General features: G+C 60.5%; 21 protein-coding genes. 17 read left to right on the top strand and 4 right to left on the bottom strand.

Annotated elements, in window-relative coordinates:
* The first annotated feature begins 16 nt into the window (after window positions 1-16).
* Entirely contained in the window at window positions 17-241 is a 225-nt protein-coding gene (locus CWE17_RS05820) for an NAD(P)H dehydrogenase assembly family protein (RefSeq protein WP_131455417.1), read from the top strand.
* Between the two features lie 11 nt (window positions 242-252).
* Here CWE17_RS05820 and CWE17_RS05815 read toward each other — a convergent pair whose 3' ends face one another.
* Window positions 253-1,524 carry a pitrilysin family protein gene (locus CWE17_RS05815; protein ID WP_131455416.1) on the bottom strand — a complete coding sequence of 424 codons (1,272 nt, stop codon included), beginning with the start codon at window positions 1,522-1,524 and terminating at the stop codon, window positions 253-255.
* Window positions 1,524-2,717: a pitrilysin family protein gene (locus CWE17_RS05810; RefSeq protein ID WP_131455415.1), complete on the bottom strand. Its 1,194-nt coding sequence runs from the start codon at window positions 2,715-2,717 to the stop codon at window positions 1,524-1,526. Before CWE17_RS05810 ends, CWE17_RS05815 begins: the two co-directional genes overlap by 1 nt.
* Before the next feature lie 61 nt (window positions 2,718-2,778).
* Between CWE17_RS05810 and CWE17_RS05805 the strand changes: the two genes are divergently transcribed.
* From CWE17_RS05805 to CWE17_RS05755, 11 genes are all read left to right on the top strand, one after another.
* Complete coding sequence (locus CWE17_RS05805) at window positions 2,779-3,573, top strand: phycocyanobilin:ferredoxin oxidoreductase (RefSeq protein ID WP_131455414.1); 795 nt, start codon at window positions 2,779-2,781, stop codon at window positions 3,571-3,573.
* A 2-nt stretch (window positions 3,574-3,575) separates the two neighbouring features.
* A complete protein-coding gene (locus tag CWE17_RS05800; protein ID WP_131455413.1) occupies window positions 3,576-4,481 on the top strand; it encodes an HlyD family efflux transporter periplasmic adaptor subunit in 906 nt (301 codons plus the stop codon).
* Window positions 4,482-4,494: 13 nt separating this feature from the next.
* The gene (gene devC / locus CWE17_RS05795; RefSeq protein WP_131455412.1) at window positions 4,495-5,664 is read left to right on the top strand and encodes an ABC transporter permease DevC; all 1,170 of its coding nucleotides are present in this window, start codon (window positions 4,495-4,497) and stop codon (window positions 5,662-5,664) included.
* 3 nt (window positions 5,665-5,667) lie between these two features.
* On the top strand, window positions 5,668-6,411 hold the full coding sequence (locus CWE17_RS05790; RefSeq protein ID WP_131455411.1) for a DevA family ABC transporter ATP-binding protein: 744 nt from the start codon (window positions 5,668-5,670) through the stop codon (window positions 6,409-6,411).
* Window positions 6,412-6,449: 38 nt separating this feature from the next.
* Window positions 6,450-6,605: a hypothetical protein gene (locus CWE17_RS12220; protein WP_006171625.1), complete on the top strand. Its 156-nt coding sequence runs from the start codon at window positions 6,450-6,452 to the stop codon at window positions 6,603-6,605.
* 85 nt (window positions 6,606-6,690) lie between these two features.
* Window positions 6,691-7,623 carry a glycosyltransferase family 2 protein gene (locus CWE17_RS05780; protein ID WP_131455410.1) on the top strand — a complete coding sequence of 311 codons (933 nt, stop codon included), beginning with the start codon at window positions 6,691-6,693 and terminating at the stop codon, window positions 7,621-7,623.
* A gap of 113 nt (window positions 7,624-7,736) precedes the next feature.
* Entirely contained in the window at window positions 7,737-8,456 is a 720-nt protein-coding gene (gene rpsB, locus CWE17_RS05775) for a 30S ribosomal protein S2 (protein ID WP_131455409.1), read from the top strand.
* Window positions 8,457-8,544: 88 nt separating this feature from the next.
* Entirely contained in the window at window positions 8,545-9,201 is a 657-nt protein-coding gene (gene tsf / locus CWE17_RS05770; RefSeq protein ID WP_131455408.1) for a translation elongation factor Ts, read from the top strand.
* Window positions 9,202-9,284: 83 nt separating this feature from the next.
* Window positions 9,285-10,448, top strand: a complete 1,164-nt coding sequence (locus tag CWE17_RS05765; protein WP_240789267.1) for a hypothetical protein — start codon at window positions 9,285-9,287, stop codon at window positions 10,446-10,448.
* Window positions 10,406-12,943 (top strand): ATP-dependent DNA helicase RecG, encoded by a 2,538-nt coding sequence (gene recG, locus CWE17_RS05760; RefSeq protein ID WP_131455406.1) that lies wholly within the window; start codon window positions 10,406-10,408, stop codon window positions 12,941-12,943. The genes CWE17_RS05765 and recG overlap by 43 nt, the downstream gene beginning before the upstream one ends.
* 471 nt (window positions 12,944-13,414) lie before the next feature.
* Window positions 13,415-14,065, top strand: a complete 651-nt coding sequence (locus CWE17_RS05755) for a M15 family metallopeptidase (RefSeq protein ID WP_370318278.1) — start codon at window positions 13,415-13,417, stop codon at window positions 14,063-14,065.
* On the opposite strand, the gene CWE17_RS05750 is transcribed toward CWE17_RS05755, so the two are convergent.
* Window positions 14,062-15,840, bottom strand: a complete 1,779-nt coding sequence (locus CWE17_RS05750; protein WP_131455404.1) for an NADPH-dependent assimilatory sulfite reductase hemoprotein subunit — start codon at window positions 15,838-15,840, stop codon at window positions 14,062-14,064. The two genes, CWE17_RS05755 and CWE17_RS05750, sit on opposite strands and share 4 nt — an antisense overlap.
* A 76-nt stretch (window positions 15,841-15,916) precedes the next feature.
* Here CWE17_RS05750 and glyS point away from each other — a divergent pair, with 76 nt between their 5' ends.
* Entirely contained in the window at window positions 15,917-18,076 is a 2,160-nt protein-coding gene (glyS, locus tag CWE17_RS05745; protein ID WP_131455403.1) for a glycine--tRNA ligase subunit beta, read from the top strand.
* Window positions 18,077-18,150: 74 nt separating this feature from the next.
* On the opposite strand, the gene chlP is transcribed toward glyS, so the two are convergent.
* Window positions 18,151-19,500 (bottom strand): geranylgeranyl reductase, encoded by a 1,350-nt coding sequence (gene chlP / locus CWE17_RS05740; RefSeq protein ID WP_131455402.1) that lies wholly within the window; start codon window positions 19,498-19,500, stop codon window positions 18,151-18,153.
* A gap of 111 nt (window positions 19,501-19,611) precedes the next feature.
* Between chlP and CWE17_RS05735 the strand changes: the two genes are divergently transcribed.
* From CWE17_RS05735 to CWE17_RS05720, 4 genes are all read left to right on the top strand, one after another.
* Entirely contained in the window at window positions 19,612-20,370 is a 759-nt protein-coding gene (locus CWE17_RS05735) for a M15 family metallopeptidase (protein WP_131455401.1), read from the top strand.
* The gene (locus tag CWE17_RS05730; RefSeq protein ID WP_131455400.1) at window positions 20,367-22,949 is read left to right on the top strand and encodes a U32 family peptidase; all 2,583 of its coding nucleotides are present in this window, start codon (window positions 20,367-20,369) and stop codon (window positions 22,947-22,949) included. Before CWE17_RS05735 ends, CWE17_RS05730 begins: the two co-directional genes overlap by 4 nt.
* An 81-nt stretch (window positions 22,950-23,030) precedes the next feature.
* A complete protein-coding gene (gene typA / locus CWE17_RS05725; protein WP_131455399.1) occupies window positions 23,031-24,833 on the top strand; it encodes a translational GTPase TypA in 1,803 nt (600 codons plus the stop codon).
* Window positions 24,830-25,231, top strand: a complete 402-nt coding sequence (locus CWE17_RS05720; RefSeq protein ID WP_240789266.1) for a DUF309 domain-containing protein — start codon at window positions 24,830-24,832, stop codon at window positions 25,229-25,231. Before typA ends, CWE17_RS05720 begins: the two co-directional genes overlap by 4 nt.
* Window positions 25,232-25,261 lie beyond the last annotated feature (30 nt).

The raw sequence follows: 25,261 nt of genomic DNA, 5'->3' as shown, positions 1-25,261 counted from the left end.
GCATTGCCCAGGGATCATGACCGCCGCGATTGGTGACCGCGTTCAGCTGGTACGACCACTGCCGTACCTGAAGACGGCCGATCCCATGCCGATGCTTCGCCCACCTGACCTCGTCACAACGGAGGAATTGGGAGATGTCGTGGGCCTGCGTCCAATGCAGATGGCTGCCGTTCGTTTTCGGAGAGGCACCTTTCTGATCCCGCTCGAGTACCTGCGGGTGCTTGATGCAACATCCGACTGAGCTGCGTCGTTTCAGATCAGCTTGCGCCAGTCCTCCGCGAGGGTGTGGAGCGACTCCTTGGGGCCGCAGAGGCTGAGCAAAGGCGTTTGGAGACAACGGGCGGCGGTTGTCCGCAGCACCTCGGCATCAAGCTCTTTGAGTTGCTCCAGGCTTCTCTGATCGTGCGCATCATCAAGACCGAGGGCCCGCAGCTGGGCGCGTCGCTCAGCTCTCTGCCCAGTGGTCTGGGTGGCGTGGGCGAGTTGTCCGCGGAATTTCGCGCGGGCTAACTCGAGATCCTCCTCGTTCAGTAATCGTTCAGCCAGTTCCTGCCAGCTTTGATGAAGCAGCCGCAGGCTCAACCGAGCCCGTTCCACACTGCTGGACGCGTGCAGGACAAACGGGGCTGCTGCTGCACGGGCAGGGTGGTGGACTCCCACGTCGTAAGCGACGCCGTGGTCCTCCCGCAGGCGCCGGAACAGCAGGCTTGACATGCCAACCCCTAGATGGGCCTGGAGTAGTCGCAGGGCTAGATCGTCGGGATGACCATGGGGGCGAGTGGGCCGCCCCAGCATCATCACCACCTGTTCGGTGGCTAGAGGGTGAAGGCTGATCGCTCCTTGTGGTTGAGGTGTGAACGTTTCATTCGCACACCGCTCGTCCAGCTCGGGCGCCGCTTGGTTCAGCCCCTGGCCTGTTTGGAGCGACTGAAAAGCAGGCATATCCTCCAGTCCGCTGAGCAGTTCCGTCGGAATCGTTCCCGAGAGGGCGAGAACGCTTCCATGGCACGTCAACTGCTCGGCGAGGGGGCGCAGACTTTGTGCATCGAGGACTTGCAACTCATCGCTGACCCCGAGGGGATCGTGCCCATAGGGACCTGTGCCATAGGCCAGCTGACGCCAGCCGTCGTAGGCGAGGTGAAAGGGGTCCTCCCGCTGACGCTGTAGGGCTTGAAGGCTTAATTCCCGCTCCAGATTCACTTGCTCGGGACGGAGTTGGGGGGCGCTGAGCATCCAGCCCAGCACAGGCAGAAGTTCCGCAGCGTCGGTGTCACGGCACTTGAGGCTGATGAGCATGCCGTCTTCATGGGTATCGCAGCGCAGGCCTGCGCCGCAGCCCTCCACCAGATCCGCCAATGCCAGGTGATCAAGCGGTCCACAGCCTCTGGTGAGGCTGGAGCCCAGCAGTTGATGCGCTCCACGTTCGCCGTCGGGATCCGCCCCGCTTCCGCGACGGATCCAAAGTTTGGCGGCCATCACCCCGGGCGTGTTGACGGGGTCGAGAATCAGATCAGGTAGGGGCATCAGTCCTCATCACCAGGCAGGGCCACGAGCGTGAAGGCCTGTTCGGTTTGTAACTGGGAGAACACCGAAGTTCTCAGGGTTTCAGGATCCCAGTGATTCAGATGGATCAACGGCTCAAGCAGCGACTTTGAATGTCCCCAAAGCGTTTGCGCTCCGGCAATCCCGGCCACAGCACCAGGTGCCTCCAGGCTGAAGCGCAGACCGTTACCTACGAGCAGTCTCGCCCGTTCCAGCTCGTTCGCATGAATTGGTTCTGCGGCTACCGCAGCGAGCACGATCCGCACCTCCTGCTCCACTCGCTCCACCAAGTCGGGCGGGCAGCAGGCCTCGAGCATGACCAGGCTGCCCTCTTCCAAAACGGTCAGGTCCATGTCGATGGATTCCACGATTTGCAGCTCCTCGCGCAGGTGCTGTACCAAGCGGCTGCGCCGTCCCTCGGCCAGCACCGTTGTGGCGAGGTCCATTCCCATCACGGCCAGCTGGTCTTCAGCCGGGGCGGCTGGCCAGGCCATGAGAACCCTTGCGGCCTCCAGCCTGGGCACCTGGATGGCAGCGTGCCCAGCCTTGAAACGCAGGGGAGTGCTCCTTTGGACTCCTCCGCCCTCGACATCTTTTTTTGGCAGTGCAGCCATGGCACTAGCCGTCAGTCGGCTCTCAAGCCCTGCCGGAAGCGCACCGGCTACCGCCAGACAGCAATTGCTGCCTTGGTAGCGCCGTTCGTGGAAGCGCCGCATGAGTGCTGGAGTGCTGGCTAGAAGGCTGGTTTCCCAGCCAAGAATCGGACGTCCGTAGGCCTGATCTGGGCAGCAGCGTGTCAGCAGCTGCTGGATCACCTGGTCATCGGGTTGGTCCCGGTATTGAGCGATCTCCTCCAGCACCACGTCCCGTTCCATGGCATAGGCGTCTGCCTCAAGGGCCGGCTCCAGCACCAAGTCGAGTAGTAGGTCGAGCCCCTCCGCAGCGGCTTCTGGAGGCACGAGAGCATGGAAATGCACATCGTCGAATCCAGTGGCGGCATTGCTGCTGCCACCCAGCGCTTCGATGCGTAGATCGAATTGCCCTGGCCCAAGCCGTTGGCTGCCCTTGAACACCATGTGTTCCAGGAAATGGGCGATCCCTTCCTCACCGGTTGCTTCGCTCGCACTTCCGGCTTTACACCAGAAATCAAGACAGGTGAGTGTGCTCTCCGGCATGGGGGCGATCACGCAGCGGCTGCCGTTCGCCAGGGTCTGATGCAGCAGTTCAGGGCCGGGGGTGGAGTGGCTCAGGATCCCGTGTCAAAGTCCCATTCTGTGCTGCATCGCACCTGTGCCGACGACCATCAGCGATTCGGATCTCTCCATGCATCCCCTGGTGGATGCCCTGGCCGATCGGATCCGGATCTGTCGTCAGGATCTGCCCGATCTTGCCCCCCTTGCGGTCGACCCCGATTTGGAGGCGATCACCGCCACGCTTGACGGCGAGGCTCTGTTCATCCGCAACGAACTGCATCAGTGCCGAGGGCTGCGCAAGTTGCATCTCGAGACCGCTCGCCTTGGGCTTGGCCTCCAGATCCTGCACTGCGTGTTTTTTCCTGATCCTCGCTACGACCTGCCCGTCTTCGGTGCCGATATCGTCGCCAGTCCTGCGGGGATCTCTGCAGCGATCGTCGATCTCTCGCCGGTGACAGCCCATCTGCCGGACTCGGTGCGCAGTCCGCTGGAAGACCTGGTGTTACCGCCCTTCCAGCAGGTGCGCGAGCTGCCGGCCTGGGGGTCGATCTTCTCCCCATTCGTTCGCTTCATCCGCCCCGTCGATGCCGAAGAGGAAGGGTGGTTTGTGGATCTGGTGGGTCGCTATCTCGAGATTCTGGCCACAGCGATCAGGCAGGGCGAGCCCGACGCCGCTGATGCGCTTCCTACACTTCAGCGTCACCAGGGTCAGCTCTCCTATTGCCTGCAACAGAAGCGCAACGACAAGACCCGGCGGGTTCTCGAGAAGGCCTTCAGTCCGGAGTGGGCGGATCGTTACATCGAGGAGCTTCTCTTCGACAATCCCCCCGAGCCTTGACCATGTCTGGGCGACTCCCCTGGCTTGCTGGTGGCCTGGGACTGCTCGTGTTGCTGGGCCTGTTTGCGGTGCTACGCCGACCATCCGTTCCCTCACAGCCGGCACCGGCTAACCCGGTGACTGTTCGGCCACCCGAAGCTGTCGCAGCCTTAGGTCAGCTTGAACCCGCCGGTGATGTCCGCCGCCTTGCGGCGCCGGTCAGTGGTTTTGGCGGCACTCCTCGAGTCGCCCAACTGTTGGTGAGGGAGGGGGACAGAGTTCGTCGCGGCGAAGTGCTTGCCAGCTTCGACAGCCGCCCCCAAATTCTGGCGGATCTTTCTGGTGTGCAAGAGACATTGCGCACGTTGGACATTGAGATCCGGATGCAGAAGCGTGAGGTCTCCCGCTACGCCGCGGCCGCTCGTGAAGGTGCGGCCGCCCTTGTTCTCCTCGAAGACAAACAGGATGAACTGGTGCGTCTGGAAGGGGAGCGTCGGGAAACCCTGGCCCGTGAGCGCAAATTGCAGGCTGATCTCAAGGACAGTGAGTTGCGCTCTCCGATTGATGGTGTGGTGCTGAAAGTGATCACCAGGGTGGGGGAGCGTTCCGGTACCGATGGGGTGCTTGAGGTTGGGGCTAGCCAGGAGATGGAAGCTCTGATTGAGGTTTACGAATCGGATGTCAATCGCATTCGCCTCGGTCAGGCGGTCACTCTGGTGAGTGAGAACGGCGGCTTTAGCGGACGTCTTGAGGGCGAGGTGATGCGGATCAGTCCCCAGGTGCGACAGCGGCGGGTGCTCTCCACCGATCCCACGGGTGATGCTGATGCTCGGATCGTGGAGGTCAGGGTTCGCTTGAACGCTGAATCCGCAGCTCGGGTGACCCGTTTGGCCGGTATGAAGGTCATCGCTCGCTTCCAGAACCCCTGAGCCGGTTGCTGTGATGCGTCCTTTCTGGTGGTGGCGGCGAATTCCCCTGGCCTCCCTGATGCTGATCCGCCAGCCGGTGCGGTTGGTCGTGGCCCTCGCCGGGATCAGTTTCGCTGGGATCCTGATGTTCATGCAGCTGGGATTCCGCGATGGCCTCTTCGATGCCAGCGTCACGGTGCATCGACGTTTTGATGCGGATCTGGTCCTGATCAGCCCCCGCTCCACCAGTTCGGTGCGGATGGCTGGCTTTCCCAGGCGGCGTTTGATTCAAACCATGGCCGATCCTGCTGTTGAGGGCATCACTCCGGTGCACTGGAGCCTCATGCTCTGGCGCAATCCTGAAACCCGTCACACCCGTTCGATCCTGGCGCTCGGATTTGACCCAGAAGATCCTTTTTTTACCGATCCAGATTTACCCGCCAAGGCGAGATTGTTGTCTCAGAAGGGCCGGGTCTTGTTCGATGAGCGATCCCGTCCGGAATTCGGTCCAGTTGCTGCTTGGTTTCGGGAGGGTCGCACCGTTGAGAGTGAAATCGGCGGTAATCGAGTGAGAGTGGCCGGTCTGGTTGCCCTCGGCACCAGTTTCGGCGCAGACGGCAATCTGCTGACGAGTTCGGAAACCTTCTTGGATCTCATGCCCAACACCCCCTCGGGCAGCATCGAACTCGGTCTGATTCGTCTGCTTCCTGGCGCCGACCCTGAACAGGTGCGTCAGAGGCTCCAGGCTTTGCTGCCTGAGGATGTGCGTGTGCTGACCAAGCAAGGGTTCATTGATTTCGAACAGAACTACTGGCGAAGCAGTACGTCCATCGGATTCATCTTCACCCTCGGTGCCGCCATGGGATTCGTGGTGGGATGCGTGATTGTGTATCAGGTGCTCTACACAGACGTGAGCGACCACCTGCCGGAATACGCCACCTTGATGGCCATGGGCTACCGCCTCCCCACGTTGCTCGGGGTTGTTGTTCGCGAAGGGTTGCTGCTGGCCATGTTCGGCTACGTGCCCGCCTACCTGGCCGGCCAGGGTCTGTATTGGTTTGTCCGTGAGGCCACGCGTTTACCTGTCGGTATGGACCTCAGCCGTGCTCTGACGGTCTTCACGATGATCCTTGTCATGTGCATGGTGTCCGCCTGCCTGGCCATGCGCCGATTGGTCGATGCAGACCCAGCTGAGATCTTCTGACCCATGTCCAGCCCGTCCGATCAGCTGATTCGTTCTCGGCAGCCCGAGCCAGCCAAGCCAACCTCGTCGTTCACTGTTGAGATCCAGGGGCTGAGCCACTGGTATGGCCGCGGCTCCACCCGCCGGCAGGTTCTTCAGGCTGTGGATCTGAGGATTGAACCTGGAGAGGTGGTCCTCCTGACGGGACCTTCGGGCTGCGGGAAGACCACCTTGCTCACCCTGATCGGAGCCCTGCGCCAGGTGCAGCAAGGGGATCTTTGGGTGTTCGGACAGCAGCTCCGGGGGGCTGGCCGCGGCCAGAGGCAGAGATTGCGCCGTCGGATCGGCATGATTTTTCAGGGCCATAACCTGCTGCGCTGCCTCTCGGCGGAACAGAACGTGCAGATGGGCTCTGATCTTCTTGAGGGGCTCTCCTACCGCGCCCGTCGTGATCAGGCACGGGAATGGCTTCGGGCGGTCGGTCTGGATGACCACATGGCCAAGCGGCCCCACGATCTCTCCGGTGGGCAGAAGCAACGCGTCGCGATCGCCCGGGCGCTGGCGGCCAGGCCACAGCTGCTGCTCGCTGATGAACCGACAGCCGCGCTGGACAGCACCACGGGCCGCGAGGTGGTGGAATTGCTGCGTCGCTTGGCCCGTGAACAGTCCTGCTCGGTGCTGATGGTGACCCATGACCCTCGCATTCTCGATCTAGCTGATCGGTTGGTGCGGATGGAGGACGGTCGCCTGTTCAAGGCGGAAGAGTAGGTTGGTAGGAGTCCCAGTCGTCGTCCAGCCCCTTTCGCATGGCCAAGCGCAGAAATCTCAAGAAGGAAAAGCAAGAGCGCAACCGCGCTTACGCCCGTAAGTTCAAGAAGCGCAAGCTCCGCAACGACGGCCGTGGAGAAGGTGCCGGCAATGGTGTGACCGGTACGGCCAACAACGGTGGCGCAGCCGACTGAATTCCGTTCTTGCTTTCGTTTCAGGGGGGCCTTGGCCCCCTTTTTTCATGTCTTTAGGCTGTGGGTCCTTGCCGGTCCTGTGCGGATGTTTGCCAGCGTCGTCATCCCCACCTACAACCGGCGGCCGATCCTGGAGAAGTGTCTGCTGGCCTTGGAGGATCAGCGCCTGACTACCGACCTCGAGGCCTATGAGGTGGTGGTGGTCGATGACGGCTCCAGTGATGGCACGCCTGACTGGCTGCGTCGGGACGCTGGTCGCTTTCCGCATGTGCGTCTGGTGGAGCAGGCCCATGGCGGGCCAGCGGAGGGGCGGAACCGGGGTGTCGATCACGCTCGTGGTGACGTGATTGTTTTCATCGATAGCGATCTTGTGGTCACTCCCACATTTCTGGCCTCCCACGCGGCGGCCTTGAAACAGTCCTGGAGTCAGCGCGGTGATCGGCTTTGTTTCACCTATGGCGCTGTGATCAACACCGCCAATTTTGAGAGCCCCACCGCTGAACGACACAAACTCCGCGATTTGTCCTGGGCCTATTTCGCCACTGGCAATGTGGCGATCGATCGACAGGTCCTGGAACGGTCCGGACTCTTCGACACCGGTTTCCGCCTTTACGGCTGGGAGGATCTTGAACTCGGTGAGCGACTCCGCCAGATGGGTGTTGTTCTCGTCAAGTGCCCTCAGGCGGTGGGGTATCACTGGCACCCGGCATTCCGTCTTGAGCAGATCCCCGATTTGATCAGGGTGGAGCGTGAGCGAGCCAAGATGGGGCTGGTTTTTTATCGCAAGCACCCCAGCCGCCGGGTGCGATTCATCATTCAGTTCACCTGGTTGCATCGCTTGCTTTGGGAGCTGCTCACCCTTGGCGGTCTGCTGAACGAACGCTCCCTGAGGCCGCTGCTTGCCTGGCTCATTCGCCGCGGGCGGCCCGATCTGGCGATGGAATTGCTCCGGCTACCCCTCAATCGGATCGGAGTGCGGGCTATGGCGCTTGAAGCTCGCCAGCAAGGGATGGCTTGAACCTTGCTTTGGTAGGTTCATCTGGTCCTTTCAAACCGCACACCTGTCTGTTTCGGGTGCTGGTCCCATGACCATCCCTGACAGGTGGAGGCGAACCCGAAACCTCAACTCCCATGGCTGTTGTCACTCTCGCTGAGATGATGGAAGCTGGCGCCCACTTTGGGCACCAGACCCGTCGCTGGAACCCCAAGATGTCGCGCTACATCTATTGCGCGCGCAACGGGGTGCACATTATTGACCTCGTGCAGACCGCTGTCTGCATGAACAATGCCTACAAGTGGGTTCGCTCCGCTGCACGCAGCGGCAAGCGGTTTCTGTTTGTCGGCACTAAAAAGCAGGCGTCCGAAGTGGTGGCTCTCGAAGCTGCCCGTTGCGGAGCGTCCTATGTGAACCAGCGCTGGCTGGGCGGCATGCTCACCAACTGGACCACCATGAAGGCCCGGATTGATCGCCTCAAGGATCTTGAGCGCATGGAATCCAGCGGAGCCATCGCCATGCGCCCCAAGAAAGAGGCCGCTGTTCTCCGTCGTGAGCTCGATCGACTCCAGAAATATCTGGGTGGTCTGAAGAACATGCGCCGCCTCCCGGATGTTGTGGTTCTTGTCGATCAGCGACGCGAGACCAATGCTGTGCTCGAGGCACGCAAGCTTGATATTCCTCTGGTGTCGATGCTGGACACCAATTGCGACCCTGATCTGTGCGAGGTGCCGATTCCTTGCAATGACGACGCTGTCCGCTCCGTTCAGCTCGTGCTCAGCCGCCTTGCCGATGCGATCAATGAGGGCCGTCACGGTGCCAATGATCAGCGCGGTGCCGACGACGCCGAAGGCTGAGGTCCTCGAACCGCTAAGTTCACGCCGCCGTTCCGCTTGAGCGGGTCGGCGGTTCTCCATTTCCAGTTCCCACCACCACCTCTTCACGATGGCTGCCGTTTCCGCCAAGCTTGTCAAGGACCTGCGCGATAAGACCGGCGCGGGAATGATGGATTGCAAGAAAGCCCTTGCAGCGACCGATGGTGATTGCGATAAGGCCATTGAGTGGTTGCGGCAGAAGGGCATTGCCAGCGCTGAGAAGAAGTCCGGCCGTACCGCCGCTGAGGGCTCGATCGGCAGCTACATCCACACCGGCGCCCGCGTGGGTGTTCTGGTTGAGGTGAACTGCGAGACCGACTTTGTGGCACGTGGCGACATGTTCCAGGAGCTGCTCCGCGATGTGGCCATGCAGGTGGCCGCATGCCCCAACGTCGAATACGTCACCACTGACGAGATCCCTGACGAGATTCGCGAGCGCGAAAAGGCGATTGAGATGGGTCGTGACGACCTGGATGGCAAGCCTGAAGCGATGAAGGAGAAGATCGTTGAGGGCCGTATCGGCAAGCGCCTCAAGGAGCTTGCTCTGATGGAGCAGCCCTTCATCAAGGACAGCTCGATCACTGTTGCTGAGCTGGTTAAGCAGGCCGCCGGCAAGATTGGTGAAAACGTCAAGGTGCGTCGCTTCACCCGTTACACCCTTGGCGAGGGTATCGAGATTGAGCAGGTGGACTTCGCCACTGAAGTCGCCTCCATGACGGCTGGCTGATCAGCCTGCCGAGATACGGCATTTCTTCCCCGTTGCACGATCCCAGCGAACAACTTGCCCGTCTTGAGACGTGGGGGCAGTCCATGGCCCCACGTCTTTATCGCGAGCAGGCGCTTTATCTGCAGATCCTTCGAGATCTGCTCCCACCAGCTGTCCGTGCGTCTCTGGCCACGCTATTGACTGCTGATGACGGTCAGCGTCTGGCGGCAATCGACGTGGCGCGACGGGCCGAGATTCAGGGAAGGATTGATGCGCTGGTTCAGCGCTGCTGTTCTCTTCTCACCATTGAGCAGCTGATGGATCTCTCCCGTCAGATCTCGCGCGAACAGGTGGTCAGAGTCCAGCAAGCCCAGAAAGCGTTGCTGGAGGATCGGCCGACTGACGCGGTTCACCCTGAGCTGTCACCGACTGATTCAGGCCCTAGGGCGACGCAGTCGATCCAACTGAGCCTGGATCCTCCGATCCAGCAGCCCTCGCTGCTTCAGGGTCTCCTGCCTAACGGTGGGCAGGAGGACAGCGAGATGGATTTGGCTGAGCTCGAGCAGGCAGACCACGAGGAGGCAGACCACGAGGGGATCCCCAATGAGCAGAGCCTTCCAGAGGAGGACGAGATTGAGGACGACGACTCGCTGCAGAGTGAGTGGTCTGGGCAGGGAGCCACATCTGATTTGGCGATGTTGCGCTCGTTGTTCGTGATGGCAGGCCAGGCGATGGTTGCTGCCGAGTCTTCAGGGGGTTCAGAGCAGGATTCATGGCCCCGTTCCCTCCCCTCAACTGAGGCGGGGTCTGGTCTGTTGCCAGCCATGCCCAGGGAGCTTGTGCGTTGGTTGGACGGTCTTGATCGTGCTTTGTTGAGGCGTCTGCGCAATTTGTCCCACGCGTTGAATGTTGAGCTGATGCGCTCAGGATTGGCTTCCAGCCTGTTGCCCATCAGCCTGCTCGATGCAGCGCTGAGTGGTCAGGTCGAGAGTCTCCCGGCAGCGTCCAACCTTCTGAGGCTTCGTGTTCCACTCCCTGAAGCCTCTGTGGATCAGTGGGTCGAACTCAGCTGCCTGTTGCTTCGTCCCTCAGAGCTGGAATTTGATCACGCTGAGCTGCGTCGTTGTCGCATGCGTCTGCGTCATCGGCGGCGGGAACTGCTCACAATGGTGCAAAAGCAACGCCACTGGCAGCGGCGTTCCACGATCCGGCAGGTGCAAGAGCAGTGGTGGCCCAGCCCTCCGAGCGACCCCCAGACGAGAGCCTGAAGCCTGCGCTCTCGGCGCGGGAGATGGATGTTCTGAAGGCATGGCTGCAGCCTTTGCAGACCGCCCTCGGCCTCGAAGCGGATCGTGGTTTCTCCAATCTGCAAGGGCGTCAGGAGCGTTTTCATGCGTTCCTGAGTCGACAGTGCGCTGCTCCTCCCCCCTGTCCCCTGCCGCAGGACAGCCTTCACCGTTTGGCGACGTTGGCCCAGGAGTTCGCCGGCTATCCGGAGCTGGAGGAACCGTCTCGACGGCGATTGGTGACCACCACGCGTCAGTGGCTCCACGGCCTTCGCCAACGCTTGGAGCCCTCCACTCCCATGGCCCCGCCGCGTCTCCGTGTTCAGGCGGCCCCAGTGTCGTCTTCAACAGGGAACGGCCGTGAGTCGCTGGCCTTGGATGCAGCCCTCTCCAAGGTTCGCGGGATTGGACCAAAGCTTGCTGAACGATTGGCCGCTCTTGGTTTGCTTGTGGTGCGGGACCTTTTGCTGTATTTCCCCCGCGACTACGTCGATTACTCAGCATTGCGACGGATCGAAGCACTTGAGCCAGGGGAGACGGCGACGATCGTGGCCACAGTGCGTCGTTGCCATGGCTTCACGAGTCCGCGTAATCCCAACCTTTCGATCCTCGAACTGCAGCTGCAAGATCCCACCGGCCGCTTGAAAGTCACACGCTTCTTAGCCGGTCGTCGCTTCAGTTCACCTGCTGCCCTTCATGCTCAGGCGCGTCTTTATCCTCCGGGTGCCACGGTGGCCGTCAGTGGTTTGGTGAAAACTGGCCCCTATGGCGTGAGTTTTCAGGATCCGCTGATTGAAGTCATGGAGAGCGCCAGTTCTCCTTTGCGTTCCCGCCAGATCGGTCGATTAATCCCGGTTTATGCACTCACAGAGGGACTGAGTGCTGATCGCATGCGCAGTCTCGTGGAGACGGTCCTGCCGGCTTCATCCCAATGGTCGGACCCGCTGCCAATTGAGACGCAACGCCGCCGGCAGCTCATGCCTAGACCGGACGCCCTGCGTGTGATCCACCAACCCAGCGACCGGGAGCAACTGCAACAAGCCCGCCGCCGTCTTGTGTTCGACGAATTCCTGTTGCTACAGCTCGGTCTGATGCAGCGTCGGTCTCGTTGGCGCCAGCGACAGGCTCCGGTGTTGTCGATTGCTGGCCAGCGGGATGGCTTGGTTGGTCGGTTTCTCGAGCAGCTGCCCTTTCAATTCACGGGTGCACAGCAGCGTGTGTTGGCGGAGATTGAGCAGGATCTGGCTCGCGCAGAACCGATGGCGCGATTGGTACAGGGGGATGTGGGCAGTGGCAAAACCGTGGTGGCCATCGCGGCCCTTCTCAGGGCGGTGGAGTCAGGTTGGCAAGGGGCTCTGATGGCACCGACCGAGGTCCTTGCAGAGCAGCACTATCGCGGTCTTTGTCGTTGGTTGATCCCACTCAATGTCACGGTGGAACTGTTGACAGGCTCAACGCCAAGGCCCGCTCGGCGGCGAATGCTGACTGATCTGGCGAACGGAACTCTGCAGATTCTGGTTGGAACCCACGCGTTGATTGAAGATCCTGTGGATTTTTCTCGCCTTGGGCTGGTCGTGGTGGATGAGCAACATCGGTTCGGGGTGAAGCAGCGCAACCGATTGCTTGCCAAAGGGTTGCAACCCCACCTGCTCACGATGACGGCGACTCCGATCCCCCGAACGTTGGCGCTCTCCCTCCACGGTGATCTCGATGTCAGTCAGATCGACGAACTACCACCAGGACGCACCCCGATCCAGACGCAGCTACTGGCGTCAACATCTCGCCAGGAGGCCTATGACCTCATCGCCAGAGAGATCGCCAAGGGACAACGGGCCTACGTGGTTCTGCCGCTGGTGGAGGAATCGGAAAAACTTGATCTGCGATCAGCGGTGGATGTGCATCGCCAGTTGAGTGAGGAGATCTTTCCAGATCGATCCGTGGGCTTATTGCATGGCCGATTGAACAGTGCTGACAAGCAGGCTGTGATCCGAGCGTTTGCAGAAGGGCGTTGTGATGTGCTCGTGTCTACGACCGTGGTGGAGGTGGGTGTTGATGTGCCGGAAGCCAGCGTGATGATGATTGATCATGCCGATCGTTTCGGTCTGGCCCAATTGCATCAACTGCGCGGACGTGTCGGGCGCGGTGCTGCAGCGTCCCACTGTCTCCTGGTGAATGACAGCCGCAATCTGCTGGCTCGTCAGCGACTTGAGGTGTTGGTGCGCTCCCATGACGGCTTCGAGATCGCTGAGATGGATCTGCGCTTGCGCGGACCAGGACAGGTGCTTGGAACACGCCAGTCGGGCCTGCCTGATCTCGCCCTGGCCAGTCTTGCGGATGATGGCAGTGTGCTCGAGGAAGCGCGGGAGGAGGCTTCAAGCCTCATTAGCCAGGATCCCGCTTTGGAGCAGTACCCGACTCTGCGTCAATTGCTTGAGGAACAGCAACGTCGTCTGACCGCAGCAGGCCAGCTGAACTGAGACCGCTCAGCTGACAACGTTCTCCACAGGCTTGAGTCCCTTCTGAGACTTGCGCCACTGTTGCCTTCTGATTTCTGTGTTTTGCAACACCGTTTTGGGGCTTGTTTCAGCGATGTTTGCCCATTGTCGATTCCGCTCATTGGTTTTGTTGGGAAGGAAGGATTTCAGTGTTGGCCTTCGTTTTCAGGGCCGACCCTCTCTTTGTTTTTGAGATGAAAGAATTTCTTAGGACTTGTCAAGATTTATGGAAGATCCCCGCCTGTTGTCTGGTTGACGATCGCCCTGGGAATGAGCCGCGTGAGACTCAATCTGGGGAAAACGCCTGTCCCTCTGTGGAAATGATGCAGCTTTTGCATTCTTGTTGAGGGCGTTGCATTGAGGTCTGGCAATCTGGCCGCAACGACCCTTGTCCTGATGGTCAGGCCCTGGCGTGATTGTCCAATCAGGGACTGCGGTGAGCCTCTGCTGCCCTTGGAGCCCGCTCTCCTTTGTTTGCGGCCGCATCCCTATGTGTCTCTGGGGGCTCCCTACGGTCCCGGCTCCGATCCCTTCCGGCTGCGGCAGGGGGTTCGGCAGCGATTGCTTCTGGCCCAGGATGAGCTTCAGCGGCTTCAGCCGTCCCTGCGGCTCGGCATTTTCGATGCCTGGAGGCCAGTGGTTGTTCAGTCCTTCATGGTGGAGCATGCGTTCCTAGAGGAATGCAGGCGCCGACAGTTGGATGCCAATCAACCAAGCCAGGCCTCGAGGCATGAGGAGGTGAGACAGCTTGTTGAGCGCTTCTGGGCTCCCCCTTCTTCAGACCCAACAACGCCCCCTCCCCACAGCACCGGAGCTGCTGTGGATCTCACACTCGTCTCCGAGGCGGGCATGCCTCTGGATATGGGGGGGGAGATTGATGCGATCGGTTCTGTCTCAGAGCCGGACTTTTACTCGGAGCTCGCGCATCGGAATCCCGACTCAGCCGAAGCTGTCTGGCATGAACGCCGTGAGCTTCTCGCGTCATGTCTGAGCGTGGCGGGATTCGTGCGTCACCCGAATGAGTGGTGGCACTTTAGTTACGGAGATCAACTGTGGGCTTGGCGTACAGCGGCCGCTGAGGCGGTCTACGGACGCTCGGATTAGGTGCTGGTGAGCAGCTCGCTCACCGCTGCATCGCCCAGCTTGCTGATGTGATCACCAAGGGTGCGCCGCCCTCCGGCTTCGCGCCAACTGATCAGCAGAGGCTCAAGGGTGGTTTCCAGCGATTCCAACGGCATTTTGTCCAGGAAGGGACGAGCCAGGCGCTGGAGATTGGCGCTTCCACCCAACCAGAGTTGATACTGATTGACCCCGCTGCCGACGAGTCCGAGTTCCGCCATGTAGGGGCGTGCACAACCATTCGGGCATCCCGTCATCCGCACCAGGATCGGTTTACTGATCGCCAGGCGTTCCAGTTGGGTATTGAGCCGCTTGAGGATCTCCGGAAGAATTCGCTCTGATTCAGTAATCGCCAGGCCGCAGGTCGGCAGTGCCGGGCAGGCAATGGCGTGGCGTGCCAGGGCCTCAGGGGATTCAGGTGTCTCGATGCCAAGCGCTGCAAGGGCCTGTCGCACTCCGGCCCGTTGCGGAGTGCCGATATTGCAGAGGAGAAGGTCTTGATTGGGGGTCAGGCGAATCTCGAGCTGATATGTCTCCACGATCCGACGCAGGCCGGCTTTGAGTTCGCCCTGCAAGCGCCCGCAGAGGAGGGGAATCCCAACGAACCACATCCCTGCACGATGGCGGTGCCAGCCCAGATAATCCACGAGCTTGGCCTTGGGCTCATTGCGGAGGGACTTGAGCTCTCCTTGGAAATAGCGTGCTTTTAGCTCTTGCTTGAACCACTGCACCCCCCGGTCGTGAAGCAGATACTTCATTCGGGCATGGCGTCGCAGCCGGCGATCTCCGTGGTCCCTCTGGAGGGCAAGAATCGACTGAACCAGGTCAAACACCTGATCGGCTGCGACGTAACCAAGGGGGTCAGCGACGCGGGCAAAGGTCTCCTCCTTGTTATGGGTTCGACCCATGCCTCCGCCCACGTACACGTTGCAACCCTTCAGGGCTCCTGTGGCATCGGCAAAGGCCACAAGACCAATGTCCTGGGTCAGCAGGTCCACGGAATTGTCACCGGGCACGGTGACGGCCACTTTGAATTTGCGTGGCAGGTAAGTGTCGCCGTAGAGGGGTTCCTGCTCACTCCCTGAGTTCACACCACCTTCTTTTTGCCTTTGTCTGGCCGCTTTCACGCCACGACTGGGTTTGATGCGATAGCTGAGGTCTCCATCCACCCACAGGTCTAGATAGGAGCCTTCAGCAGCTTCCGGACTGAGCAGGTCAGCAATCTCGTCGGCCAGTTGTCGTGCCGCTGGGTAGCCATCTTTTTCAAATGGGGCCGCCGGAGCCATCACGTTGCGGTTGATGTCTCCACAGGCCGCAAGCGTTGAGCCCATTTGACGGATGATCGTTCCGATGACCTCTTTGAGGTCAGATTTGGCCACCCCATGCATCTGGAATGCCTGGCGCGTCGTGGCCCGAAGGCTGCCATCACCGAGGCGATCCGAAAGATCATCCAGTGCCAGGAACAGATCAGCGGGGATGCGGCCACCCGGGCTGCGCAGCCGCAGCATCATCTGCCAATGCTTGTCACGACCCTTTTCGCGGCGGTCGCGATCATCTTGTTGATAACTGCCGTGGAATTTAAGGATCTGCAGGGCGTCTTCACTGAACTGAGGCAGCTCGTTCTTCAGCTCAGTCAGCAGGGGCTCTCGCAAATAATCGCTGTCGAGCTTGCGCTGTTCGGCCTTCGGCAGAGCCTGGGAGACCGCGCCGCTGCCATGGTCTTCGAGACCCGTTGAAGCATCGACGTCGCTCTGGCTCACTGGCACTCGGATCAATCCCTTCTGAAGGTAGCGAAACGGCTTCCAATACAGTCAGCCACTGGATGAGCTCAACGGCGTGGCTGCAACCTTTCTGCTCGAGATCGGTACCGAGGAACTGCCCGCCGATTTTGCGCGTCTGGCCTTACCCCAGCTACGGGAGCGCCTGCAGCGTGATCTGAAGGAGTGGAGGCTGGATCACGGTGACATCCAGGTCACCAGCACCCCGAGGCGCCTGGCCGTGCTGGTCGAGAACTTGGCCGATGGGCAGGATGATCTCCAGGAGGAGCGCAAGGGCCCCCCTGTGGCCCAGGCCTTCGTGAACGGCGAGCCGGGACCGGCCGCCATTGGTTTTGCTCGTCGTTGTGGTGTGGACCCTTCAGCTCTGGAGGTCCGCCCCACTCCGAAGGGTGATTGTGTCTTCGCTTCCGTCCTCGTGAAGGGGCAAACGACCCGTGAGCTGCTCCAGAACGCCATTCCGACTTGGATCGATGCTCTCCAGGGCAGGCGCTTCATGCGTTGGGGCTCAGGTGACCAGCGTTTCAGTCGGCCCGTGCGTTGGTTAGTGGCCCTCCAGGGCGACCAGATCATTCCTGTGGCTCTGCAGGGGAGCGATCCAGTGGTGAACAGCGGACGTTGCAGTCGCCCCCACCGCCTTAGCTCTGAGGTTGTCGAGCTCTCCAACGCCGGGACCTATGCATCCGCGATGGCTGCAGCGGGTGTCCTGGTGAATCGCGACCAGCGTGCTCAGTTGATTCGGGAAGCCTTGGGTGCCAAGGCTCAGGCGTTGCAGGGTGAACCCGACTGCCCGGACTCGCTTTTTGAGGAGCTCGTCGATCTTGTGGAGTCACCGATGGTGCTTGCAGGGGCGATTGCTGATCGCTTCCTCGATCTTCCACCTGAGGTGATCGTCACCGTGATGCAGTCCCATCAGCGCTACGTCCCTCTTCGACGTCCGGATGTGGCCACTGATCCGTTGCGGCTCACAGCCCGAGAGGTGCTCTGTGCTGATTTCCTGCTGGTCAGTAATGGATTGGATGCTGCTGCAGAGCGCATTTGCCGCGGTAATGAGCGTGTTCTCAGTGCCCGGCTGGCCGATGCCGAGTTTTTCCTCACCGTTGATCGCCGTCAGCCCAGTGCCGAGCGCCGTGACGCCCTCGACCGGGTCACGTTTGCAGAGGGGCTGGGAAGTCTGCGTGATCGCGTTGATCGAATCGAATGGCTCACAGCCCAGTTGCTGGATCAGCTCAGTCTTGATGCCGCGGCGCAATCTGCTGCAATCCGTGCCGCGCACCTCTGCAAGCACGATCTGGTCAGCCAGATGGTTGGTGAATTCCCTGAGTTACAAGGGTTGATGGGTGGTAAGTATCTGCTGGAGGAGGGGGAGCCGCGTTCTGTGGCCCTGGCGGTTGTGGAGCATTACCTGCCGCGAGGGGCTGGTGATCACCTCCCCAGCAGTGATGCTGGCGCCGTTGTGGCCCTGGCCGAACGGCTGGAGCTGTTGCTCAGCATCTTTGCCAAGGGGGAACGCCCCAGTGGCTCGTCTGATCCCTACGCACTGCGTCGTGCCGGAAATGGTGTCCTTCAGATCCTCTGGAATCAGGGTTGGCGGCTGGATTTACTCCAACTTCTGCAGGCCGCAGCCGATCACTGGAGCGCACTGTTCCCGGCGTTTCAAGTGAATACCAGTGGTTTGGTCGCAGATCTAGTGCTGCTTCTGCGTCAGCGGATCCAGTCGCAATTGGAGGAGGATGGCCACGGCGTTGATCTAGTCCAGGCGGTTGCCGGCGAGGGCGTGACCGATGGACGTCTCTTGTCGGATCCGATGGATGTGCTTGATCGCATTCGTTTGCTGGCAAGCCTGCGCAAGCAGGGGCGACTTGGGGGTGTGCAGGCTGTGGTTCAGCGTGCCGCTCGTCTGGCGGAAAAAGGAGACTTGGCGAGCTCCGTGCTTGATGCCAGTGGCGTGGTCGATCCGGCACGGTTCGAGTCGCCCAGTGAACAGGCGATGTTTGATGTCGTGACTCGCTTGCTTCCCCTGGCGTTGTCGAGGGATTACCAGGCGCTTGCCAGTGCCCTAGACGAGGCAACGCCTGCCCTCGAGGCGTTCTTTGATGGTGATCAGAGCGTGATGGTGATGGCCGATGACCCCCAGCTTCGCGATAACCGCCTCAATCTTCTCGCTGTACTGCGGAACCAGGCCTCGCAACTGGCCCGTTTCGAACTGATTCAGTCCTGACAAAAAAGCTTGAGTCATTGAAGTGACTCCAGCTTGATTTTTTCATGAGGGGCTCATTGCTGAGGCGAAAAGCTTCAGCTGACTTCCGCGGTTTCTTTCTCTTTTGCCTGTGCCTTGATCGCGTGCGCAGCTTCTTCTGCAAGGAAGTCACCATCGGAGCGACCGACAGCAGAAGGAACGGGACCGTAATCAGAAGGCGCTAGAGCTTCACCACGGAGCAGGCTTCCGAGTGTGCGAAGCGTCAGCTTGATTTGCTGCCATGGATTCATCAGCACCACTCGCTTGTACAAATAGCTGTCGAAGGTCAGCTTCTGTACATCACGGTCATCACACATTTCGACGAAGGCCTCGCGTGCCGCGTCGTTGCGATAGAAGATGCGTTGCAGAATGTCGAGCACGGCGTAGGTGGCACCGTATTTGCGGTCCCAGCGCTTCAGATAGGTCGACTTGATCTCCTTTTCTGTGGGAATGCGAGAGCCCTTATTGGCGATTTCGACGATGGCCTCGGCGCACATGCGACCGCTCTTGGCGGCGAAGTAGATACCCTCGCCGGAACTCTTGGTCACGTAGCCAGCTGCATCACCCACCAGCGCCATGCGCCCCACCACACGACGGGGCCGTGGATGTTCAGGAATGGGGTGGGCTTCGACCTTGATCACTTCACCTTTGAACAGTCGCTTGCTCGCGCGTTCGCGAATGCCCTTCTGAAGACCCTTGATCAGCGACTGGTTCTGCTGCATGGTGCCGGTGCCGACAGCCACATGGTCAAATTTGGGGAACACCCAGGCGTAGAAGTCGGGGGACACGTCGGTACCCACATACATCTCGGCGAGATCTTCGTAATAGGCCATCTCCTCCGCAGGAAGCTTGATCCGTTCCTGGAAGGCGATGGCGACGTTGTAATCGCCGGCATCCATCGCTTTGGCCACCCGGGAGTTCGCTCCGTCGGCTCCGATGATCAAGTCGACCTCGAGGGTTTTGAGCTCGCCTGTGGGGCCGCCAGAGCTGTAGTCCGCGTAATGAAGTGTGTAAGGACCCTGTCGGTTGTTGCCGGTGTCGATCTTCTGGACAAGTCCATTGATCAGGGTGGTGCCGAGATCTGCAGCGCGATTGCGCAGGAAGGCATCAAACACTTCGCGGCGACACATGCCGATGTAGGCGTTGCGGTCGTAGCCGAGAGGATCAAGCTTGATATCCACCTCACGGTTGGAGGGGGAGATCATCTTCATGTTGCGGACCTTGCGGTCAATGATCTCGTCTGGGATGTCGAACTCATCCACCATGCAGAGGGGGATCGCACCTCCACAAGGCTTGGCATTGTCGAGTTTTCGCTCGAACAGCCAAGTCTGAATACCGGCTTTGGCGAGTACTTCAGCGGCGCAGGACCCAGAAGGACCACCACCGACGACGGCAACTCGAAGCATCTCAGCCTGACTCCGCTGGATTGTTGTGGCGAAGCTACCACCGCCGGAACCTTCGCTGTGGAACGGGTCTGGCGCCCCCCCTTACGATCGTCACAAGACTGCATCAAAGCTGTGGCTCGCGCCGTTGCGCCCCGTCGCACCAGCCGGGACGACATTCCCGTCGCACGACGCACGCGCGCTGGTCGCCGCAGCGGAGCAGGTGCTGGTGGCGGTGGAGGTGCAGCCCTCCTGCTGTCCTGTGGATTGGTCTTTAGTGGTGCCTTGGCAGCGGTCCTGTTTGGACCTTCTCTGCTGGCTCGTCTTTCTGCACCGTCTTCCGTTGTCGAAGGCATCGTCGAACAGCCTTCAGGGGATGGACGCCTTCTCGGTCACTTCCCTTATCCCGAGGTGCCTGTGGTGGATCGTGTCGGTGTTGAGGCGGGCATCGAACTGCATAAAGATGCCGCCGAGGCCTTCCGGGCTCTACAGCAAGCGGCGGCTGCCGATGGTGTGGATTTGCGCTTGCTGAGCGGTTATCGCTCCCATGCGCTTCAGAAGGGGATTTTCTTCGATGTGAAATCCGCTCGTAATCAGACCGCAAGCGAGCGCGCCAAGGTCAGTGCTCCTCCGGGTTATTCGGAGCACAGCACCGGCTTCGCCGTTGATGTGGGAGATGGTGATGATCCGGGCACCAATCTCTCCCAGTCTTTTGAAAGCACTCGGGCCTTCCGCTGGCTTCAGGATCACGCCGCCAGTTATCACTTCACCCTCTCCTTTCCGGACGGCAATGCGCAGGGTGTGAGCTACGAACCCTGGCATTGGCGTTTCGAGGGCTCGTCGGAGGCGCTCCGCGAATTTGAGCCCGCCCGTCGTCTCGCGCAGGGATCTTGAGAGCTTCGCTGCTCCCTGAGCTGCTGGCCCCCGCCGGTGATTGGTCGTCTCTCAAGGCTGCCGTGGCCCAGGGTGCTGATGCGGTCTATTTCGGCGTGGAGGCCTTCAACGCCCGGCTCCGTGCTGAGAACTTCCGACTTGCGGACCTACCAGAGATCATGGAGTGGTTGCACGCCAGAGGTGTCAAGGGCTTCCTCACCTTCAACGTGCTGGTGTTCAGCGATGAGTTGGAGGCAGCCGCGTCCCTTCTGTTGGCTGCGCACCGGGCCGGTGTCGATGCCTTGATCGTTCAGGACCTGGGGCTTTGTTTGTTAGCCCAGCAGCTTGTGCCTTCCATGGCGCTGCATGCGTCGACTCAGATGTCGATCACCAGTGCAGCGGGGGTGGCCCAGGCGGCAGCAGCTGGTTGCCAACGGGTGGTGTTGGCCCGTGAATTAGCGCTCAAGGACCTTCGCCGACTTCAGAACCAGCTGCAGGATCGCGATCTGTCCATGCCCCTGGAGGTGTTCGTCCACGGTGCCCTGTGTGTGGCTTACTCGGGACAGTGCCTCACCAGTGAATCCCTTGGGCAGCGGAGTGCCAATCGGGGCGAGTGCGCTCAGGCCTGCCGTCTTCCTTATGAGCTGATTGTCGATGGTGAGGCCCGTGACCTCGGGGATCAGCGCTACCTCCTGTCCCCGCAGGATTTATCGGCCTGGACCCTGCTTCCGGAGCTCGTTGATCTGGGGATCGCCAGTTTCAAAATTGAAGGCCGCTTAAAAGACCCCACCTACGTGGCCTCGGTGACCCAGGCCTATCGCCAGCAGCTGGATGGTCTGGAGCCTGACCCCATCGCCGTTCAGCGCCAGCTTGAGCTCGGCTTCTCTCGTGGTCTATCCAGTGGTTGGTTGGCAGGGGTCAATCACCGTCGTTTGGTGCACGGCCGCTGGAGCAAGAAACGTGGCCCCGTGGTGGGTCAGCTTGAGCGCGTGGAAGCGCAGGGCTGGCTTGTGGTCCGGACGGACGAACCCTTGACCTGCGGTCAGGGGCTGGTCATGGAAGTGCAAGCTGGTGCTGGTGAAGCATTGCGGCCGCCTCTTGAGGTGGGTGGCCGGATTATGCGCGTGGAGCCCTGTGGCGCGGCTTTATTGCGGTTGCGTCTCGGTCCGGGGCGTCTCGATTTGCGCGGACTTCTCCCGGGTGCGCCGATCTGGCTTACGGGGGATCCCCAATGGCAGAGCTACTGGCAGCGGCAGGTTGGCCGGGAGACGCCCATTCAAGAGCGGGCTCTCAGGCTCCGCGTCACCGGAATGGATGGCCATCCGTTGATCCTGGAGTTGCTCGAGCCTGTTCCATCCTCTGGGGCTCGCCTCAGCGTGCGCAGCAGCATGCCCCTCCAAGCGGCTAGAGATCAGGGCCTGGATCGCCAGCGGCTTGAACGTCAGATCGGCCGGCTGGGAGGAAGTGGTTGGCGCTTGGATCACCTGGAGATCGATCTGCCTGACGCACTGTTTCTTCCCCTCGCAGAGCTCAACCGCTTGCGTCGGGAGCTGTTGGATCAGTTGGATATGGGTCTTGCTTCCTGCAATGCCCCTTCGTTCACAAACTCTTCGCCAGCGAGTCCAGAGTCCGATCAGCGTGTCATCGCCCAGGCGCTGGAGCATTGTCTGCCGCGCCACAGCACCGATTCTGTTTCGACTGACTCGAGGAGTCGGCCCCCGTCTCTACATGTGCTGGTGCGCAGTCTTGAGCAGTTGCGCGCGCTCGCTTCTGAATCTGATGGACTCCCGCTGGCCGGAGTGGTCGCCGATCTCGAAGCACCGGCCGATCTGAAAACGGCGGTTTCCATCGGGCGTGGTCTTTGGCCTGATGGTTTGCGTCTCGCCGGGCCACGGATCACTCGACCGGATGAACGTTGGAGCCTTGAGCCACTGATCCGTGCCAATCCGGAGGGCTATCTGGTGCGCAATGCCGATCAGCTGGAGACCCTCACTCCCCTCGCTCCCTGCATCGGCGATTTTTCCTTGAACACGGCGAATCCACTCACCCATCGCTGGTACAGCGATCAGTGGGGGCTCCAGCGCCTGACCGCGAGCTATGACCTCAATCTTGATCAGTTGTTGGATCTCATCACCGGGGTGGACCCAGGCGCGCTTGAGGTGACCCTCCATCAACACATGCCGCTGTTTCATATGGAGCATTGCCTCTTCTGCGCCTTCCTCTCTGAAGGGCACGATCACACCGATTGCGGAAGGCCTTGCGAACACCACGTGGTGCATCTGCGTGACCGCAGCGGTGTTGAGCATCCGCTCCAGGCCGATCTCGGCTGCCGCAACACCTTGTTCAACGGTCGGGCCCAAAGTGGGGTGGAAGCCCTTCCTGATCTGCTCGCCGCTGGTGTGCGTCACCTCCGCCTGGAGCTTTTGGATGAAGACGGGCCGTCGACGCTCCGTCGTGTTCGCCTCTACGCCCAGGCCCTGACTGGTGAGATTCCCTCCCAGGCTGTCTGGCGACGTGAGCGCATCGACCACCGGCTTGGGGTGACCCGGGGCAGTCTGCGGGCGGAGCGGCCGGAGCGCACCAGTCAGCTTGGATCCTGACCGATCTCACGTTGAGATAGCCTGGGCCGGCTGCGCCTGCGGGCGACTCCCAGCCTTCTTTTCAGACCGTCACGGACCCCAATGAGCGCCCCGAACAAGGCGATTCGCAACATCGCGATCATCGCCCACGTTGACCACGGCAAGACGACCCTGGTCGACGCCCTGCTCAGTCAGTCCGGGATTTTCCGTGACAACGAGGCGGTGCCGACCTGCGTGATGGACTCCAACGACCTGGAGCGTGAGCGCGGTATCACGATCCTCTCGAAGAACACAGCGGTCACCTACAGCGACACGCGTATCAACATCGTTGACACCCCTGGTCACGCCGATTTTGGTGGTGAAGTGGAGCGTGTGCTGGGCATGGTGGATGGATGCCTGCTGATCGTGGATGCCAACGAGGGGCCCATGCCCCAGACCCGCTTCGTGCTCAAAAAGGCCCTGGAGCAGGGCCTTCGCCCGATCGTGTTCGTGAACAAAATCGATCGCGCCCGGGTTGATCCCGAAACGGCGGTCGACAAGGTGCTCGATCTGTTCATTGAGCTTGGTGCCGATGACGATCAGTGTGATTTCCCTTATTTGTTCGGCAGTGGTCTTGGCGGCTTCGCCAAGCCCGATATGAAGACCGAAAGCGACAACATGCGGCCGCTGTTCGACGCGATCCTGCGTCATGTTCCGCCGCCGGTCGGTGATCCTGAGAAGCCTCTTCAGCTTCAGATCACGACTCTTGACTACTCCGATTTCCTAGGTCGCATCATTATCGGACGCGTCCATAACGGTGTGATTCGGCAGGGTCAGAGCGCCTCTCTGATTAAGGACGACGGCAGCGTCAAGCGTGGCCGGATCAGCAAACTGCTCGGATTCGAAGGTTTGCAGCGGGTTGAGATTGAGGAGGCTTCCGCCGGAGACCTCGTTGCCGTGGCAGGTTTCGACGATGTGAACATCGGCGAGACCATCGCTTGCCCGGACGAACCGAAAGCTCTGCCTCTGATCAAGGTGGACGAACCCACCTTGCAGATGACCTTTGTGGTCAACGATTCCCCTTTCGCCGGAAAGGAAGGAAAGTTCGTCACCAGCCGTCAGGTTCGCGACCGTCTGCAGAGGGAGCTGCTCACCAACGTGGCTCTGCGGGTGGAAGACACCGACTCCCCCGACCGCTTTGCTGTGAGCGGACGTGGTGAACTCCACCTTGGCATCCTCATTGAGACCATGCGTCGCGAAGGGTATGAGTTCCAGGTGTCGCAGCCTCAGGTGATCTTCCGCACGATCGATGGCACCCCCTGTGAGCCTGTGGAAACTCTGGTGATGGATGTCCCCGAGGAATCCGTCGGGGCCTGCATCGAGAAGCTCGGAACCCGTAAAGGCGAGATGCAGAACATGGAGACCGGACAGGACGGACGCACCCAGCTGGAGTTCATCGTTCCCTCCCGTGGTCTGATCGGGTTCCGAGGTGAGTTCATTCGTGCCACCAGGGGCGAAGGGATCATGAGCCACTCCTTCTTCGAATACAGGCCGATGCTTGGCGACTTCGATACCCGCAGGAACGGCGTCCTGATTGCCTTCGAGGAGGGAACTGCCACCTTCTATGCCCTGAAGAATGCTGAAGATCGCGGTCAATTCTTCATCTCACCTGGCACGAAGGTCTACAAGGGAATGATCATCGGCGAGAACAACCGCCCCCAGGATTTGGAGATCAATATCTGCAAGGCCAAACAGCTCACCAACATGCGCTCGGCCGGTGCTGATGAACTCGATACCCTGCAGGCGCCCATTCAGATGACCCTAGAAAGGGCCCTTGAATACATCGGACCTGACGAAATGCTGGAGGTGACTCCGGAATCGATTCGTCTTCGCAAGCTTCCAGCCAAGAAGATGGCGAAGCGTTGAGTTCGTCGCCCTCCAATCGTGAGCAGAGTTCAGGGGATTCGCTGACCATTCAGTCGGATCCCCGTTTCTGTGAGGGCATCGCGCTCTTCAACAGGAAGGAGTGGTACGCAGCCCACGATGTTCTCGAAGAGCTCTGGCACGAGACATCAGGGCCTGAGCGCCGCGTTTTACAGGGCCTGATTCAGGTGGCAGTGGCCCACGTGCATCTTCAGAATGGCAATCAGCGTGGGGCGACGATCCTGCTCGGCGAGGGGCTTGGTCGGTTCGCTTCCCCTTCAGCCCCCGATCTTGGTCTCGACCTTCTGACGCTGCAGCACCAGGTGACAGCGCGTTTAAAGGCGTTGCAGCACGGGGAGGACCCGGATGTTCTGGAGGCCCCAACCCTGCATCCACGCTGATCGGGTTGTCAGTACATTGGCTTTTCGCTG

It is taken from the genome of Synechococcus sp. BS56D, from assembly GCF_004332405.1.
Classification (GTDB): domain Bacteria; phylum Cyanobacteriota; class Cyanobacteriia; order PCC-6307; family Cyanobiaceae; genus Synechococcus_C.
This window is presented reverse-complemented; position numbering and strand designations above follow the sequence as displayed.